Source organism: Pseudomonas sp. SG20052, from assembly GCF_031766055.1.
GTDB lineage: Bacteria > Pseudomonadota > Gammaproteobacteria > Pseudomonadales > Pseudomonadaceae > Aquipseudomonas > Aquipseudomonas mandelii.
The window spans coordinates 4246423-4262817 of record NZ_CP134498.1; the positions used below are offsets into that span (position 1 = coordinate 4246423).

General features: G+C 62.9%; 11 protein-coding genes. 3 read left to right on the forward strand and 8 right to left on the reverse strand.

Annotated features, from left to right (window positions below; translation table 11 throughout):
* Positions 1-192: 192 nt before the first annotated feature.
* The 7 genes from RHP74_RS19500 to RHP74_RS19530 all read right to left on the reverse strand — a co-directional run bounded on the left by RHP74_RS19500 (position 193) and on the right by RHP74_RS19530 (position 12677).
* Positions 193-1146, reverse strand: a complete 954-nt coding sequence (locus tag RHP74_RS19500) for a peptidylprolyl isomerase (protein ID WP_311100516.1) — start codon at positions 1144-1146, stop codon at positions 193-195.
* A gap of 14 nt (positions 1147-1160) precedes the next feature.
* Positions 1161-2711 (reverse strand): ABC transporter substrate-binding protein, encoded by a 1551-nt coding sequence (locus RHP74_RS19505; protein ID WP_311096136.1) that lies wholly within the window; start codon positions 2709-2711, stop codon positions 1161-1163.
* Between the two features lie 9 nt (positions 2712-2720).
* On the reverse strand, positions 2721-3341 hold the full coding sequence (locus RHP74_RS19510) for an SCO family protein (protein WP_169857023.1): 621 nt from the start codon (positions 3339-3341) through the stop codon (positions 2721-2723).
* Positions 3338-3994, reverse strand: a complete 657-nt coding sequence (locus RHP74_RS19515; protein ID WP_042932740.1) for an SCO family protein — start codon at positions 3992-3994, stop codon at positions 3338-3340. The genes RHP74_RS19510 and RHP74_RS19515 overlap by 4 nt, the downstream gene beginning before the upstream one ends.
* A gap of 13 nt (positions 3995-4007) precedes the next feature.
* Positions 4008-5960: a cytochrome D1 domain-containing protein gene (locus RHP74_RS19520; protein ID WP_077750402.1), complete on the reverse strand. Its 1953-nt coding sequence runs from the start codon at positions 5958-5960 to the stop codon at positions 4008-4010.
* A 77-nt stretch (positions 5961-6037) separates the two neighbouring features.
* On the reverse strand, positions 6038-11863 hold the full coding sequence (mnxG, locus tag RHP74_RS19525) for a manganese-oxidizing multicopper oxidase MnxG (protein ID WP_311096137.1): 5826 nt from the start codon (positions 11861-11863) through the stop codon (positions 6038-6040).
* A 205-nt stretch (positions 11864-12068) separates the two neighbouring features.
* Positions 12069-12677, reverse strand: a complete 609-nt coding sequence (locus RHP74_RS19530; RefSeq protein WP_010455720.1) for a lytic transglycosylase domain-containing protein — start codon at positions 12675-12677, stop codon at positions 12069-12071.
* Positions 12678-12872: 195 nt separating this feature from the next.
* Here RHP74_RS19530 and gspG point away from each other — a divergent pair, with 195 nt between their 5' ends.
* The 3 genes from gspG (at position 12873) to RHP74_RS19545 (ending at position 15264) form a co-directional block, all read left to right on the forward strand.
* Positions 12873-13307, forward strand: a complete 435-nt coding sequence (gspG, locus tag RHP74_RS19535) for a type II secretion system major pseudopilin GspG (protein ID WP_077750400.1) — start codon at positions 12873-12875, stop codon at positions 13305-13307.
* 16 nt (positions 13308-13323) lie between these two features.
* Positions 13324-14511 (forward strand): type II secretion system F family protein, encoded by a 1188-nt coding sequence (locus tag RHP74_RS19540; protein WP_311096138.1) that lies wholly within the window; start codon positions 13324-13326, stop codon positions 14509-14511.
* A 150-nt stretch (positions 14512-14661) separates the two neighbouring features.
* Positions 14662-15264 (forward strand): hypothetical protein, encoded by a 603-nt coding sequence (locus RHP74_RS19545; protein ID WP_311096140.1) that lies wholly within the window; start codon positions 14662-14664, stop codon positions 15262-15264.
* Positions 15265-15410: 146 nt separating this feature from the next.
* Here RHP74_RS19545 and RHP74_RS19550 read toward each other — a convergent pair whose 3' ends face one another.
* Positions 15411-16307, reverse strand: a complete 897-nt coding sequence (locus RHP74_RS19550; RefSeq protein WP_288113924.1) for a LysR family transcriptional regulator — start codon at positions 16305-16307, stop codon at positions 15411-15413.
* Positions 16308-16395 lie beyond the last annotated feature (88 nt).

Consider the following 16395-nt stretch of genomic DNA (forward strand, 5'->3'; position numbering starts at 1 on the left):
ATATTCGTGCCTGGGAGTACGCGCCTTAATTAGGCTAACGCACACTTCATGCCAGACTGAGCGCCGGTTTTCGACCGCTTCATCTCTATGATTTTCATGAAAAAACCTTTTCGTTCAGGAACCCCGTCCCCCAAAGGCGGGGAAGCGCTCGGAATTGCCCCTGAAGCTTTCCCCACATTTGGGGGGGAACCTTCAATCGTCGTCAATCCGCTCGATTCGATTGCTTGATCGCAACTGCCCCAGAACTTGTAGACGAGCCTGGGACTTTTGCTGTCGGGCAAGGTAAGCCCGAACCATTTCAAGTCCCTGAGCTTCTGAGACATCGGCCGCCTCCTGGTGGTTCTGTAGGTAGATCAAATGCCAGCCCAACGGTGTGCGCACTGGCGCGCTGACGGCCCCCGGCGCCAGCGCAAATGCCGCGGCTTCGAATTCCGGCATCATGCGCCCACGGGGGAAATAGCCCAGATCCCCGCCTTCGGTGGCGGAAGCATCTTCGGAGCCGGCCCGGGCAATGCTGGCAAAGTCCTCGCCCTGGCTGATTTTCACCCGCATCTCTTCTAAGCGTAGCCGGGCGGCTTCAACGGTGGCGGCATCGGCGCCCTGAGGCACTTTGACCAGGATGTGCCGCGCCTGGATTTGCTCGGGAGTGCTCATTTCGGCGCGGTGTTCCTCGTAGAACGCGCGGACCTGTTTTTCGTCCGGCTCAGCCACCTGGAGCAGGTCGGCGAACACCTTTTGCGCCGCGAGCTCACGGCGCGTGTACTCGATAAAGGTGGCTTCGTCGAAACCGGCGTCTTCCAGCCGACGGGCGAACACCTCGGCACCCCCCATCGCTTGCCGCGTCTGCTCAACCTGGCTTTGTACGACCTCATCGCTAATCTTCACCCCGCGTTTGCGCGCTTCCTGCCACAGCAACTCCTTGTCGATCAGCGCATCCAGTGCTTTCTGGCGCAATTGCTTGTACGCCTTGGGGTTGCGAATGCTGCCCACTGCGCGGCCCTGGTCCTCCAGGTATTCGGCAAAATAGCGCTCGAGACGGAACTCGGAAATTTCCTCGCCATTGACCCGTGCGGCAGCCGGGCCGTTGCTGCAGAAGGCCACGGGGACCCACATCGTCAGCAGAATCAGCAGCGTCTTGAGTTTCATCATCAGCCCTCTTTTCAGGGTGTCACTGCAATCGGTTTGTATGGTGCGACCAGAAAGAAGCGCTGCTCGGGCAAATCTACGGTGACGATGTGGGCACCACTCAAGCCCAGTCGGCGACCCGGACCGAAGCTGAGCAGCGGGGTCAGCCCGGTGTCGAAATCGTGCAACCCTTCCAGGGCACTGATGAGTTTTTCGCGGCTGGCGTCGCGCCCGGCCTGTTTCATGCCTTCGCTGAGCAGCAGCATCGAGCTGTAGGCGCCGACTTGCAGCACCGCGTGCTCACCGCCGAGCCCCTGGTGCTTGCGCAGTTGCGTCAAGGCCAGGCGCCCGGCCAGCGTCCAGTCACTGGGCACGAACGGATAGGCCAGAAACACTCGCCGGGAAAACCCGCTGGGCAATTGAAACAGGTCACCTGCCACCTGATTCGACGCGGCGAACAGGTAAGGCACCTGCCCCGCCGTTTGCAGGCGCTCGGCGAAGCGACTGAAACCGACGCCGCTGCCCAGGTAAAACACCGATCGCGAGCCCAGCGGCAACTCGTCCCGCGCCGAGTTGTAGGCCTGCAGCCGCACTTGCTGCCAGGCGTGATCTTGCAGGTACTGGCCGAGGTGCTGCGCCGCCTCCTGTTGGCTCGGCTCGTCCGGGTAGACAATCAGCGTCGGGCCCTGGAGCAAGCGCAAATTGGCGGCACCGTAGTCGGCCAAGGCGATCAGTTGCTCGCGCAGCCCTGACAGCGGTTCGAAAATCTGCCGACTGGCCGGGGCCATGCCCTGCAACGAGAGCGGCCCGATCAGTGGAATGCCGGCGCGTTCCAGCCGCGTGACCAGTTCGGTGTCGAGCGCAGGTGCCAGTGGTGCGATCAGGGCGAACACCTGTTCCTGCTCAATCAAGCGATCCAGCGCCTGTTTGGCACTGGCGCGGTCCGGGCCCGGATCGAGGATAGTCAGGCGCAATTGCCGGCCATGGATCCCGCCCGCCTCGTTAATCCGCGCCACGCTGCCCTTGAGCACCGCCGCCACCGTGGCGCCCTCCGTGCTCAGCGGCCCCTGCCTCGGCAACAAGGTGCCCAAGTGCAGGCTGTCGGCGGTCAACCCGGGGTCGCGATCATCGGCCACGCGCTTGAGGTAGGCCGTCAGGTTGCGCTGATCATTCATCGACAGCACGAACCGGGGCATCGCCGGGTCGAGCCGATTATTCGCCGAATCGCGCCCATCCTGGATCGCCCGGACCAGTGCGCCCTCGGTGTAGGCCGGGTAGTTGCGACCGTTGATCTGCTGTTGCCCGTAACTGCTGGAGAGCCGCGACCAGCTGATGTCCGGCGGCCGTACCCCGCCTTCGGGTCGCCCCTGGGCATCGGCGCCATGGCAATTGGCGCAGGGCAGGCTGGTGGCGGGCAGCAACATGCCCGCCGCGCCCACCCGAGCCATGATCGGCTCACCGCTTGCCGACACGCCCTCGCGATACAGCCGTTTACCGGCGCTTTCGCTGGGGCTCAGCGGCAACGCATTGGCGGCGAGATTGATGCCGCCAATCAGTAGCAGGCCGAGGACGAGGGCAATGTTCATGGCGCGTGCTCAACGACTGGCCACGGGCATTGTCAGCAACTGCAAGCGCTGGGCAATGGCGGCGGCCGGTGCATCGGGACGGATCTTGCTCCAGCGCTTGTTGGCCACGTCACCGACAATCAGCTGCGTCGAGTGCTGCTCGGGAGTCGGCACAATCTGGCCGATGCGCCCCAGTACAAGGTCCATTTGTGCCTTGTCGCCGGTGAGAAAAAGCCAGTGGGGGCCATCGACGCCCTGCTTCAAGGTGTAAGCCTTGAGTACCGCCGGCGTATCGCGCAGCGGATCACTGGTAAGGGAGATAAAGGTGATGCCATCGGCCTTGTCGCCCAGCACTTCGCGGACTTCCTTGAGCTTTTGGGTGATCAGCGGGCAGGCATCGTTGCAACTGGTGAAAATCACGTTAAGCAACACCACGCGGTTTTGTAGCGCGTCACTGTAGAAACGCAGCGTGTTGCCGTTCTGGTCCTGCAACGGCGTGTCGGTGAACCAGGTTTTCGCATCCCGGGTGCCGGTTGCCGGTTGCGCAGCGGCCACGGTAGGTGCGGGCTCTGTGTGGCCTTCATGGGAGAACGCCATAAAGCTGATGACGCAAAAACACATCGTAAGGAAGATCAAGGCGAGGGCTTTCATGGTTGGTGCTCCATGGCAATGGCCGTGTGTTTGGCGTGGGCGTTGCGCTGGCCGCTGAGTTTCTCGACCTGGCGGGTCAGCACGGTCGGGTCGGTAAAACCGTAATAGCGTGTCCAGTGGCGGCTGTTGCCGTCCCCCACCAGAATCAGCGGTTGATGGCTTTTGAAGTCACCGCTGAAGGAGCCGAGGCCCTTGAGGGTTTCGTTGATCGACTGCGAGCTGCCGGTCAGCCAGCTCCAGCCCGGCCCCTTCTGGAAGCTGCGGGCGTAGTCGTTGAGGCGCTTGGCGTCATCGCGCTGCGGGTCGATGCTGATGGACACCAGTTGCACCTCCTCGCCGACCCGGGCGCCGAGTTGCTTCTGCACCTTGCCCATGATCGAGGACACCACGGGGCACACCGTGGTGCAGCTGGTGTAGATGAAACTCATGACCACGATTTTGTCGGTCACCAGGTCCTTTTCCAGACGCACCGGTTTGCCGTTCTGGTCCACCAGCGCAACGTCGGCGAATTTGACCTGGGCGCTTTCCGAACTGGCACTTTTGGCCGGCATGTCATGCCCGGCGTGTTCATCCGCCGAGTGCGCCAGGGCCTGGCCGATGCCGACGGCCAACAGGCAGAACGTCAGCAGTCCACGGTGTGCGAATCGGTTCATGTCGGTTTCCTCTTCAGTGGGCATCGCCGGGAATCACCCGAACGCTGGCAAAGGTCTTGTCATCGAAACTCGCGCCAAGGGACGCCGCGCGAACGTGCAGGTACCAGGCGCCGTTCTGGTCGAGGGTCACCGGGGCTTCATAGATGCCATTGCCCACGTCAAGGGCCGCGACTTGCTGGGCCCGGGAAGTCGGAGCACGGAAGTAGCGCACCTGAACGTCCTTGACCCCGCTGCGCTGTGCCTTCTGCTGGCCCTGAACAATGCGAAACCGCACGGTGTAAGGGCTGCCGAGGGCGGCCGTGGACTTATCGAGCATGAACTCGACTTTTGGCACGCCGGGGAGCGTGGCGAGGTTCGGGTCTGGCTCAACCAGCGCCGTGAAGCAATGGATGATGTTCGGCTGGTTGAGCAGGAACGCCACGTCGAAACGCCCGGCGGCTGGGAGCTTGATCCGTGAACTGTAAAGCCCTGGCTCGACCTCGCGCAGGCTGCGGTCGATGACCATGGCGGCCCGCGCCACCTGCCCGCGATTGGGGTAGCCGGACATCGGCGCGTTCATGCCTTCGGCGTAGAAATAGGTGGTGTTGTCCACCGGGTTGACCACGAACACCGCGTTGTCGTCCCGCGACACCGCCAGGCTCGAAGCCAGGGGCAAATCACCGGCCAGTCGTGGCGCCTGGGGCCCGGCTTCGAAACCCTGACTGATCGGCGTGCGGCCGGCCCCCAACGACGAAAGGTTGATCATCGTGACCTTGGCCGAGGCCAATCCACGGATGTAGGCGTAGGCCTTGGTGAACACCACTTGGTAGGGTTCGGCGGATACGTCCAGCTCGTGGATCATCGAATCGGTGGCCGCGTCGATCACCGCCACCTGGTTTTCCAGGGTGTTGAGGACGATGCCAAAACGCCCGTCCGCACTGAACCCCATCGGGCCCAGGCCCTGTTTCATTTTGATCACCCGCCGAACCGCGAGGCTGGCGGTATCGACCACGGTCACGCTGCCGTCCTTGCCGTCGGCGACATACACCGCTTGGGACAGCGGCGAGTACGCCACCGACAGCGGGTGCGAGCCGGTCTTGAGTTGCTTGCTGATGGTCAGACTGGCGATGTCGATGATGCTCAGGGTGCCGTCGTCGCGGTTGCTGACGAAGGCAAAACGGCTGTCTTTGCTGAAGGCGATTTCATGGTGCCCGGCCCCGGTGGCCAGGTGTTTGAGTGGCTTGAGGCTGCGGGTGTCGATCACCGTGACCCCCGACTGCTCGGCGGTCTTGGCATTGTTGCCGACCCACAGCAGGCGCTCGTCCGGCTGCAAGGCTACGCGCACCGGGTTGCTGCCAGCGGCGACCGAGTCGACCAGCTTGAACTGCTCGCTGTCGATCACCGCCACTGCATCGGCGGTCGGCATGGAGACGAACACCCGTTTGTTGTCCTTGGGCGTGGTCCAGTCCATCGGCGGTTGCTTGATATCAATCCGCGTCATGGTGCTGGTGATGCCGCCCACCGACACCGACGGGTCGACCACCGAGACACTGGCGTCGCGGTTCATCACCAGCAGGAAGTAGCTGTTCAGGTCGAGCAGCGGCCGCGCGCCAATGCTGGATTTGAGGAAGACCCCGACCCGGGATTTGCAGCTTTGCTCGCGGCCCTGAGCCTTGTCGGCGGCGATGGTTTCCGGGTCCAGCCAGGCGCCGGGATTGACGCCCGACAACGGCTGGCCCGAGGCACTGTCGCTGACGCGGAACTGCACGTCGGCAAACTCGCCTTCACGCAGCACGCCGTCCTGGGCCAATGACTTGACCTCAAGCGCCACCGAAATCCCGTCTCGGGAGAGGTTCTGACCGCTCCAGGTGTCCGGCAGTGCGACTTCGCTCAGCAGGTTGGGCGGCGCGGTGCGCCAGACGCCGAAGCTGATGAGTGCCACTGCGACGACCAGCCCACAACCGGCGATTTTTGTAGTCCTGTTCATTACCCTCTCCCCTTACAGATCTGTGCCTGCCTTGTCCCTTGTAGGTGCGAGCGGTGTCAGCCCCCCAATTCCTGGCTTTACGGTGCCGGTGCCGGTTCTGGCTCGTTGGTCACCCGCAGTAATCCCCAAAGCCCGGCGGTGTTGCCGTAGGCGCCGTAATCACGGAACAGGTAGTCGCCCGGTATTGCGTTGCTGCCCCCGGCGCTCGGGTGCATGAAGCTGAAGTGCGCCGCCGGCAGGATGCTTTCACGAGCGCCGATGTACATCGACATCGGGTTGTAGCCGAACCGCACCGAGCCCACCCCAGGAGTTGCCATCGGATAACCCCCGGTATCGCTCTTCTCCGACTGGAACGGGTTGACCGACCAGACGTGACCGTCCAGTTGGAAGGTCGTGCCGCGACTGCCACCGGTCGGCATCAGGATGTGGGTGCGGAACGGTTGCCCCGGTTTCACATACAGCACCGGTGTCTGAGGATCGCCCCCGATCAGCGCATTGCTGTACGCCATATGCGCGTTAGGCACGTCACCGTAACCGGCGCCATTGGCGTGCCCGAACGGCGCATCCGGCGCCAACCCGAAGCGGAACCAGATCGGCTCGGCCTTGTAGTTGATGGCCATGCTCGAGTTGTCCTGTGGATCGGTCGGCACACCAAAGCCTTCGGCGGCAATACCTTCCACCGGCCGACCGTTGGCCCAGCGGATGTTCAACGCTTTCTGCCAGACCATCGCAAAGTCGCGGTAAGTGGTCTGCCCTGGTGCCGTGACCGTTGCGTTGGTTTTACGCGCATCCTCAACCCAGGTTGCGCCGACCGGCAGGATGGTCATCGCCCCACCCAAGCCTTTCTGCGGTTGTTTGATGAGGTCCGCCGGCGTGATATTCAGTCCGCCGAACTCCACCGCCGTGGCGTTGATGTTGTCGACACTGCGGCCCAGTTGCGAGATCGGCTTGCCTTCACGCTCCAGGTGCCCGGCGTAGTACTGATAAGTACGGGTCGGGTACGCGCCGCTGTTGCCGATGCGCGGTGGCACGGTCTGGATCGGGTTGGCGCCGACATTGGTGCCATCGGATTTGGTGATGTCATACGCCAGCAGTTGTGCATGCAGGCCAACGTGGCTCGACGGCCGCAGCAGGTTGTTGGTGAAGATGGTCGAGCCCTGGCCATTGTTGCGATCTCGCTTGACCAGCCCTTGCATCACGGCAGTCTGGGTCAGGTCGGGCATGACCACAGGCAAGCGGTTTTCCAGGGTGACGTTGATGCAGTCACCCGCCGCCGCGCGTAATACCAGCGGCTCCACCGGTACACCTGGTTTCATTTTTCCAGTGAGCGGATCGAGGTCGGATTTGCGCACGTACAGGATCGCAGTCGGATCATGCAACGGGCCGCTTTGACCGCCGATGGTGATGGTTTCGCCATCTTCAGGATCGACCACGGTGACCTGAGGGATGTTCACCGGCCGCGAGTTGAACACCAGGGTGCCACCCGCCGGGTTCAACGGCCCACCCACGTGTTGCCCGATACCGGCCGGATCGCCGATGGTCAGGTTCAACGGATTGCGCAGGATGTCGTTGGCCAGCGCCGCAACCACTTCATATTTGCGTTGCACGGTCGGCCGGGTGCCGATGCCGTTCGGGTTGGCGCCATACCGTGGGCAGATGCCATCGAACGCCACGGTGTTGCGCATACCGGTCGGTTTCGGGTTGTTTGGCAGTGCGAACAGATCGCTGCGCTGGGTCGTGTAGTTGCGCATCACGCCCCAGATACCGTTCCAGTAACCTTCAATCGAAGCGTCCATCGAGTACAGGTAATCCCCCGTGGCCGCCGCCGAACTGGAGAGCATCGAGACCGGCGCGTTGAAACCCAACTGTTCGGAGATACCGACCATCTGCGACGAGCGCCAGCCGGAGTTGGAGCTGTTGCCGAAGCCGGAACCGCTTTGCAGCCATTTCACGCCGTGCAGGGTCACGTTGTGCTCTTCTTCGTGACCGCCGGCATGCACCCGCAGCCGCACGTTGTCACCGGTGTAAGTGCGCAACATTGGCGTGAACGGGTCACCCGGTTCCGCGCCGCCACGGTTGACGTGTGGCGGGAACAGTGTGGTGCCGCCGGTTGGACCGGTGGCGGCGGTGACCAGGTTCGGTGCCAGGTTCATCGCCGGGATGGCGCGGTCGGTACGGCTTTGCATGGCGTACGCCAGGTCGCCGCCGAGGCCGTCGGCCTGCATGCCGCGCTTGCCGTCCGGGCCGACCTTGTTCGGGTCGTAGACCCGCAGGGCCAGCGGTTCGTTGCGGTAGTTGACCACGAACATGCCGGGGTCATCGACCGAAATCGCCTGTGGGCATGGCCGAGTCGGACAACCCGGCACCATACCGCCCTGCACTTCGATGATGCCGTCGAGCAAGGTGCTGGCGTTGTTGCGCACTGGCGGGTTGATCGCGTAGCGGAAGCTGTCCGCGGTGGCCGGGAAGGTTTGTGGATCAGGCACGCCGTTAGGACCGGCGCCCACATACACTCCGGCTTCATAGGCGTGCTGGAAGTCGCTGTACTCGAGGAAGAACTCACGGAAGCTGTCGTTCTTGCCGTCGCCGTCGATGTCCCCGGTGGACACCACCGCTTGCCACGACGTCGGCCCGCCGTCCTGGCGCGCGCCGCTGTACAAAGGCTCGCCGGTTTCGGCATGGAACCAGGTGGAACCGGCCGGTTCAGCCAGTACGGTGGCGTACAGGCCAATCTGTTGGTGAGTCGATGGGCCCAGGTGGTCATGGGTAAAAATGGTCCCCAGTCCACGGTCGACACCTTTGGCGTTTACCACCGGATCGGCGAACCAGCGCTGCATCGCCGTGCGCGCGCCCACCCAGTCCGCCCGGCCAAATTGGCCGAAGTACGGGTGATTCCTGGCTTTTGGACAGGCCGGTGTGCCGTCACGTGGATCGGTGCCTTCGCACTGGTTGAACTCGCGAATGGCGCGGATGCGTTCTTGCACGGCCCCCGGGGAAAGCACGCCGTCTTCATAGTTCCAGCCGTTGGCCGAACCGTCGGCCGCCGTCAGGTCCCATTTGGGCAGGTGAATGTGCTGACCGATCACGTCGGTCGGCGTGCGCACCTGATAGTCATCCATCTCATAGACGGCCGGCACCAGGTTGGTTTGCTGGTATTGCACGCAGTCGAAGGTGTTCATGCGCATCACCAGCGGCTCTGGTGGACGCTGCTTGGTGATGACCGGCCAGGCGTCTTCCCACAGGGCCAGAATGCGCGCTTGCGGGAAGTGGTAGCCGACCTTGTTGTACACCGCGTCGAACTGGATGTTCGCCGCTTTGTAGACCCGTGGACGGTCGGCGGTAAAGGTCGAAGAGCCGGTATAGGACATGCCGTCGATGCGTTCACCGCTGGCAAACTCGCCGGTGCCGGCGCTGCTGGTCAGGCGTTTTTGCCGGTCGTCCATGCACGGTTCGTAATAAGGCGCGCCGGCAATCGGCAAGGCACCGTTGGTGCGGAAGGCCTTCGCCACGATTTGATTGCCGGGCAGCAAGGCAAAGCTTGGGTGGTCCTTTTTGGCGTGGAAGGCCATGGCCGCCTGTTCGACTTCGGTGCCCTCTTCCGGCATGTAAATCGGTTTGGCGCGGGTCACTTCCTTGGAGAAATCCAGCGACGTGGTAATGGTGTGCGCCACGCCACCGGCGGAGAAACCGTCCAGAGAATGACGCCCCAGGCCGCCATCCCAGCCACCGGACTGCGCCGGGTCGAGGTTGGCCCACAAGGCGTTGCCGCTGGTTTTCAAGGACTGGGCCTTGGCCGCGTCGAGCATGTCCAGCGGTGGCGTCGGCGGACGTTGGCCGACCGAAGTTTCCATGCCGCCGATCCAGAACGGATAGCCAGGGTTTTTCAGGCTGCCGTCGGCATTGCGGTTGGCTTCGCTGCGATCCACCAGGGCCAGGGAACCGATGGCCTGAGCGCCGCCGCTGCTGCCGCTACCGCCGCCGTCGTCATCTTCTTCGTCATCGTCGTCACCACCACCGGCGACCAGGGTCTCGCCGATTTTCGGCACCACCGCGACCTTGCCTGGCATCGGCGCCATGGCTTTGCCCGGCAGCGGCACGACCGCTGGAATCGGCGTACCGGCAATGATTTCGCCATCGGGCAAGGCCCGCGCACCGGCCGCCGGTTTGCCGCTGCGCAAGGCGTAGGGTTCGCTGTGGAACCCGTCGGCACCTTGCTGGGAAACTTCGAGTCGGGTGCCTTCTTCAAACACGTCATGCACCCGCCACATGCTCCACATACCTTGTGCGAAGTGCGGATAGAAGTGGCAGTGGTAAATCGCATCGCCCGCTACGCGGTTACGGTTGCCCGAACCACCGTTGGCGATTTCATAGGTGTAGCCGGCACCCGGGCCGATGCCCTGGGCATCCACATAGTCGGAGTTGTCGTCGTTGGGGTTGAACAGCCATTGATGACCGTGCAGGTGGAAGATGTGCTGCTCGTGGCCGTTGTGGGTGTTGCGGAATTTGACGAAGTCGCCAATGTAGCTGTGGTTGACGTTGGACGGCTCGGACGGATACAGCGCCATGGTCGCCTTGACCCCAATCTGATCGGCGCTCGGTACCTGCCCTGGAAGAATGCCTTCCAGGCCAGCGTTGGCCGGCACGTCCACCAGCATCGCCACGTCGCCGACAGTGTGCGAACTGAGGAAGAATTCTTCATAGGCGCAGGACAGGCAATCGTGCATCGGCCCGACACCCAGCCGGTTGGCCACCACCTCGGCGCCCATGCCGCCGGAGCCATAGTTGATCATGAACGAGTCGCGGGTCGGCTCCAGCACATGGGCCATGACCGGGTCGGCCCAATATGCGGGGAACGCCTGGGTCGCGGCGGTTTCATCCTGGAACTGCGAGGCGAAATCGCGGAACGGTTCCAGCCGGTTCGGAATTGCCGGGTTGCGTTTGCCGACGGCTTCCAGCGGATAGGTCGACGGCGGGAAGCTGCCGTCGGCGTTGCTGCCCATCACAATCGCGTCGCTTTCGCTGGAGATGATTTCATTGCCGTCGACCATGTTGATGATCGGTGTGCCGGCCTTGCCTTCACGGATCCACGGTTCGCGTTGCGGGTAGCGCGCCTGGTAGTCGACGATCGGTTGACCGGCCGGGGTGCGGCCGCTGCTGGCCAGGCGCATCTCTTCTTCGGTCACGGTGTTGCGGTAGCTGCGGCCGCCCTTGGGCACCACCACGACCTGGCCGAACAGGCCGTTGGCAACGTTGCCCGCATCGCCTTCACCACCGAAAGTCGCGCCACGGCTGCTGGCGGCGAATGCACCTTCGCGCTCGGCGAACAAGGTGTAGGAACGGGTGCCGCCGGGGGCGACCAGCGAATTGCCGTTGCGCCCGGTGTACGAGGCGATGTCATCGATGCTGTTGACCGCTTGCATGCCGTTGACCTGGAAGCCGACGTGGCGGTCGGTGACCTGCTCATCGACTTTGAACTGCTCGACGTCACCGATTTCGACCTCCCCCTCGACCCCTTCCTCGCCGTTTTCGTGGCTGCCGGGATTGGCCTGATACGCCAGCAGGTTCTGCAGGTTGATGGTCAGGCAGTCACCGGCGGCCACCCGCAACACCAAGGGACGCGGACGCTTGTCGGGCCGCAGCGAGACTTTGCCCGGCACTGCCGCGCCGCCCTGAGCCAGGGACACATTGTGGTCGTCGACCACGTCACGGCGCAGGGCGAACATCATGCCGTTGGCGTTCTGCGCCCCGAGGCGGTTGAACATCAGCGGCTGATCCAGCGCCACGACGTTCGCCACCAGATTGCGCTCGCAGCGCAGGGCCGCCTCAGCCAGCTCGATGCCGAACATCGACACCACCAACAGCGCGAATTTAAACAAGGACGAAGTGTTGGGTATGCCGGTCATGATCACGGGCCTCGCTGTGGGTGCTCACAGGGAATAATTCTCGACAAATCCGCTTGAGCAATCCGCATGCCATAAATAATTCAGTTAGTTTTCAGCCACTTGAAGCGACGATCTGAGAACCCGGGGGATATTCCCCACTTATTCCCCACTTTTCGGCCCAGTCCTTGTTGCCCCACTATTGGGGGACGTTCCCCACACTCGCCAATCACAGCGGTGCGTCCATGGCCAAGCCTTGCAAGCGCCGGTACTGACGCAAGACGCTGGGCACATAACGCTGGGTTTCAGCAAACGGCGGGACCACTCCGCCACGGCTCAGCACCGCTTGCGGCCCGGCGTTGTAGGCCGCCACGGCGAGGGTGATGTCGTTGTCGAACAGGGTCAGCAGGCGCTTGAGGTATTTGGCGCCGCCCTGGATGTTGGCCTTGGGGTCATAGACGTTTTTCACCCCCATCTCCCGGGCGGTATCGGGCATCAATTGCATCAGCCCGCCGGCGCCTTTGGGGGACGTCGCATCCGAGTTGTAGCGGGACTCTTCGCGGATGACCGCGTGCAACAACGCGGCCGGCAATTCATTGGCCGTGGCGGCCGCCGACACCAGCTCTGCATAGGGTTGCCTGGCAATCATCTGGGGCTGCTGATCAAGACCGACCAGCGAGGATTGGGGCTCGTGAATCACCCGTTCATAGGTGCGGCCGGGACGGTGAACATTGGACAGTACGTAACTGCCCTTGGCGTCCACGGAAACGAACACATCGGCCTGTACGACGCTCGTCAGCAGCAAACAGCCGAGCAGTCCTGTGGTGAGTGTTTTCATTTTTTTGTCTCCCCTGCCCGGCCCCGAAAAATGGGGGTAATGCCCCAATGGCCGGTAGTAAACAAGCCATACGCAAGCACTGTGCCGAAAGCGCAAAGGCCCGGAATACAGGGGTTGTGGAAGAATGACCGGGGGTGAGCATGGCAATTGCATACGCCTCCATGGCGACCCTTCTGCCGACTGTGTGAGGTCATCATGAATCAGCGTTTGCGTTCCGCCCCGCGTCCTCAAGGCGGGTTCACCCTGCTCGAACTGTTGGTGGTGCTGGTGGTGCTGGGGCTGTTGGCCGGCATCGTCGCGCCGAAGTATTTCGCCCAACTGGGCCGCTCCGAAGTGAAGGTGGCCAAGGCGCAAATCGAAGGCTTGGGCAAAGCGCTCGACCTGTACCGTCTGGAGGTCGGTCATTACCCATCGACCGAACAAGGTTTGCAGGCGCTGGTCACTGCGCCAAGCGATGAAACCAAATGGACCGGTCCTTACTTGCAGAAAAAACTGCCGCAGGATCCGTGGGGTCGTAACTACAACTACCGCTACCCCGGCGAAAACGGCGAATACGATCTGCTGTCCATGGGCAAGGACGGCCAACCCGGCGGCGAAGGCGAAAACGCCGAAGTCACCAGCTGGCAATGACGGGGGGGGGCCGACCATGCGCTTTCATCTCAAGGCAGTGGGCAAGGCTGGCGTGGTCTCGATGACCGTCGAGGCCCCCGGCCACAGCGAGGCCCGGCGCATCGTCGAAGACCAGGGCTTGCGGGTAGTCAGCCTGCACGTCGAGCGGCACTGGCGCGCGTTGCGCCTTCGACAGCGCGAGACATTCAATCTGGTGCTGTTCAGCCAGGAACTGACCACCTTGCTCAACGCCGGCCTGCCGTTAATCGATGCGCTGGAAAGCCTCGCAGAAAAAGAGAACGCGCCACAGGCCCGTAAAACGTTGAGCGAACTGGTGCGCCTGCTGTATGAAGGCAAATCGTTCTCCCAGGCATTGGCCCAGCTGTCGACAGTGTTCCCTCCGCTCTACGTCGCGCTGGTGCAGTCCAGTGAGAAGACCGGCGCCGTGGGTGATGCCCTGGGCCGCTATGTCAGCTATCGCCAGCGCATGGACGAGGTTCGGCAAAAAATCGTCAGCGCTTCGATCTACCCCCTGCTGTTGCTGGTGGTGGGCGGTGGCGTGGTGTTGTTCTTGATGGGTTACGTGGTGCCGCGCTTCAGCCTGGTGTTCGAAGGGCTGGGGTCGAATCTGCCGTGGCTGTCGCAAGTGCTGATGAGCTGCGGGATGTTCCTGCACGCCCACCAGGGTGAGTTCTTCGGCGCATTGGCGGCAATCATCGTCGCCCTCGGCTTTCTTCAGCGACAACCGGCTTTTCGTCGGGGCGTCGACCGTGTGATCGAAAAACTCCCGGCGGTCCATCAACGCATCTTCATGTACGAACTCGCGCGCTTCTATCGCTCCCTGGGCATCCTGTTGCAGGGCGGCATTCCCCTCGTCACCGCCATGGGCATGGTTCGCGGCCTGCTCACCCCCGCCTCCCGCGTGCGCCTGGACCAGGCCTGCGAACGGGTACGCGAGGGGCAATCACTGTCGGCCGCGCTGGAGCTCAATCACCTGGTGACCCCAGTCTCCCTGCGCTTGCTTCGAGCGGGCGAACAATCCGGCAACCTCGGCCAGATGATGGAGCGCAGCGCTGACTTCTACGACGAAGAAATCAGCCGCTGGATCGAATGGTTCGTGCGGCTGTTCGAACCCTTGCTCATGACCTTCATCGGCCTGCTGATCGGGGTCATCGTGATCCTGATGTACATCCCGATCTTCGAACTGGCCTCGAGTATTCACTGACCCGCTGGAACAGGGTCGATGTGTACCGTTCATCGTTCATACGCGTTGCCACTGAATTAATCGGCGCGTTGCGGTGTTCTCCCATTGAATCGAGCAGCAAGTTGCATTGTTCATCAACGTTCCAACCTGAATAAGAAGACGGAGAACGACATGCACATCAACAAGCTTTTACTGGCAGTAGCTATTGGCGCAGTTCTGTCGGCGTCTACCGTATTGATCCCGGACAGCTTGTCCGGGGTATCGAGTGCCCAGGCCAAGGATGGTGGTAGTGGTGGCGGCGGTGGATCGGGCGGCGGGGGCGGTGGTGGTGGTCACGGCGGAGGTGGGTCTGGCGGTGGTGGCGGAGGTCACGGCGGCGGTTCTGGTGGCGGTGGCGGCGGTCACGGCGGCGGCGGTTCCGGTGGCGGTGGCGGCGGTCACGGCGGCGGCGGTTCCGGTGGCGGTGGCGGCGGTCACGGCGGCGGCGGTTCCGGTGGCGGAAGCGGGGGCGGCGGCAATGGCGGTGGTCACGGTGGCAGCGGCGGCGGTGGCAATGGCGGCGGCCACAGTGGAAACGGCAGCGGCGGCAACAGCGGCAGCGGTCACAGCAGCAGCGACCATGGTTCGGGACACTCAGGCAGCTCAGCCTCATCCGGGCGCAGCGGCACTCACTCTGAGCCCGGCGACGATCACGGTGTACACCGCGCGGGCGAAATCGGCGACGACCGCGGCGTGCATGTCGATGGCGAGCCAGGCGATGACAAAAGGACCTGACAGAGACTGACCTTCAAGCTCCACAAATCCCTTGTAGGAGCGAGGCTTGCCCGCGAAGGCGTTGTATCAGTCAGCGCTTGTTTTGAATGTCACGACGCCTTCGCGGGCAAGCCTCGCTCCTACAAGGAGATGTGTGATCCGGCGTTCTACAACCCACACTCAACCCGATCCAGCCGCTCGCGCAAAAACTCGATCAACGCCTGCACCGGCCGCGAACTCTGGCGATGCTGCGGATACACCGCCGACAACGTCAGCGGCGGCGGACGAAACTCATCCAGCACCGGCACCAGCCGCCCCTCCTTCAGCGCCGAACCGACAATGAACGTCGGCAAGTAAGTGATCCCCATCCCGGCCACCGCCGCATCCTTGAGCAACTCCCCGTTGTTGACCCGCATCCGGCCCGTCACGTTGACGCTCAGCGGCTTGCCCTGCCCTTCGAAACGCCATTGCACCTGACGCCCGTGGCCGTAAGGCAGGCAGTCATGAGTGTGCAAATCTTCGGGTTTGAGCGGCGTGCCGCGCTCAGCCAGATAGGCCGGACTGGCGCAGTACACGCGCTGGATGGAGGCGATGCGGCGGGCGATCAGGGTCGAGTCCTCCAGGATGCCGATGCGCAACGCCAGGTCGTAACCCTCGCTGAGCAAGTCCACCGGCCGATCGCTCAAGTCCACTTCCACCGTGACATCGCGATAGCGCTGCAAAAACAACGGCAGCAAGCAACCCAGATGCGCCAGCGCAAACGACAACGGCGCACTCACGCGGATGGTGCCGCGAGGCTCGGTGGTCTGGCCGGCGATGCCCTGCTCCACTTGCTCGACTTCACCGAGCAAACGTAACGCGGACTCGTAATAACTCTGGCCCAGCGGCGTGACGTCCAGCCGCCGCGTGGAGCGATTGAGCAGGCGCACGCCCAGACGCTCTTCGAGCTGCATCAAGCGCCGGCTGACAAACTGCTTGGACAGGCCCAATTGATCGGCTGCCGAGGTGAAGCTGCCGGAGTCCATGACCTGGCAAAAAATACGCATATCTTCGAACGGGTTCATTGTCACGCCTTGGTTGACAGTCAAACACTTTATAGCTGCTTTTTCCCTTTTGGGCGACCTATTAATCTGTGTCCACGGTGTTGCTGAG

What these genes read in the sequence shown, in the direction of transcription:
- RHP74_RS19500 (WP_311100516.1), bottom strand. Translation starts at nt 1,146, where the DNA reads ATGAAACTCAAGACGCTGCTGATTCTGCTGACGATGTGGGTCCCCGTG.
- RHP74_RS19505 (WP_311096136.1), bottom strand. Translation starts at nt 2,711, where the DNA reads ATGAACATTGCCCTCGTCCTCGGCCTGCTACTGATTGGCGGCATCAAT.
- RHP74_RS19510 (WP_169857023.1), bottom strand. Translation starts at nt 3,341, where the DNA reads ATGAAAGCCCTCGCCTTGATCTTCCTTACGATGTGTTTTTGCGTCATC.
- RHP74_RS19515 (WP_042932740.1), bottom strand. Translation starts at nt 3,994, where the DNA reads ATGAACCGATTCGCACACCGTGGACTGCTGACGTTCTGCCTGTTGGCC.
- RHP74_RS19520 (WP_077750402.1), bottom strand. Translation starts at nt 5,960, where the DNA reads ATGAACAGGACTACAAAAATCGCCGGTTGTGGGCTGGTCGTCGCAGTG.
- mnxG (WP_311096137.1), bottom strand. Translation starts at nt 11,863, where the DNA reads ATGACCGGCATACCCAACACTTCGTCCTTGTTTAAATTCGCGCTGTTG.
- RHP74_RS19530 (WP_010455720.1), bottom strand. Translation starts at nt 12,677, where the DNA reads ATGAAAACACTCACCACAGGACTGCTCGGCTGTTTGCTGCTGACGAGC.
- gspG (WP_077750400.1), top strand. Translation starts at nt 12,873, where the DNA reads ATGAATCAGCGTTTGCGTTCCGCCCCGCGTCCTCAAGGCGGGTTCACC.
- RHP74_RS19540 (WP_311096138.1), top strand. Translation starts at nt 13,324, where the DNA reads ATGCGCTTTCATCTCAAGGCAGTGGGCAAGGCTGGCGTGGTCTCGATG.
- RHP74_RS19545 (WP_311096140.1), top strand. Translation starts at nt 14,662, where the DNA reads ATGCACATCAACAAGCTTTTACTGGCAGTAGCTATTGGCGCAGTTCTG.
- RHP74_RS19550 (WP_288113924.1), bottom strand. Translation starts at nt 16,307, where the DNA reads ATGAACCCGTTCGAAGATATGCGTATTTTTTGCCAGGTCATGGACTCC.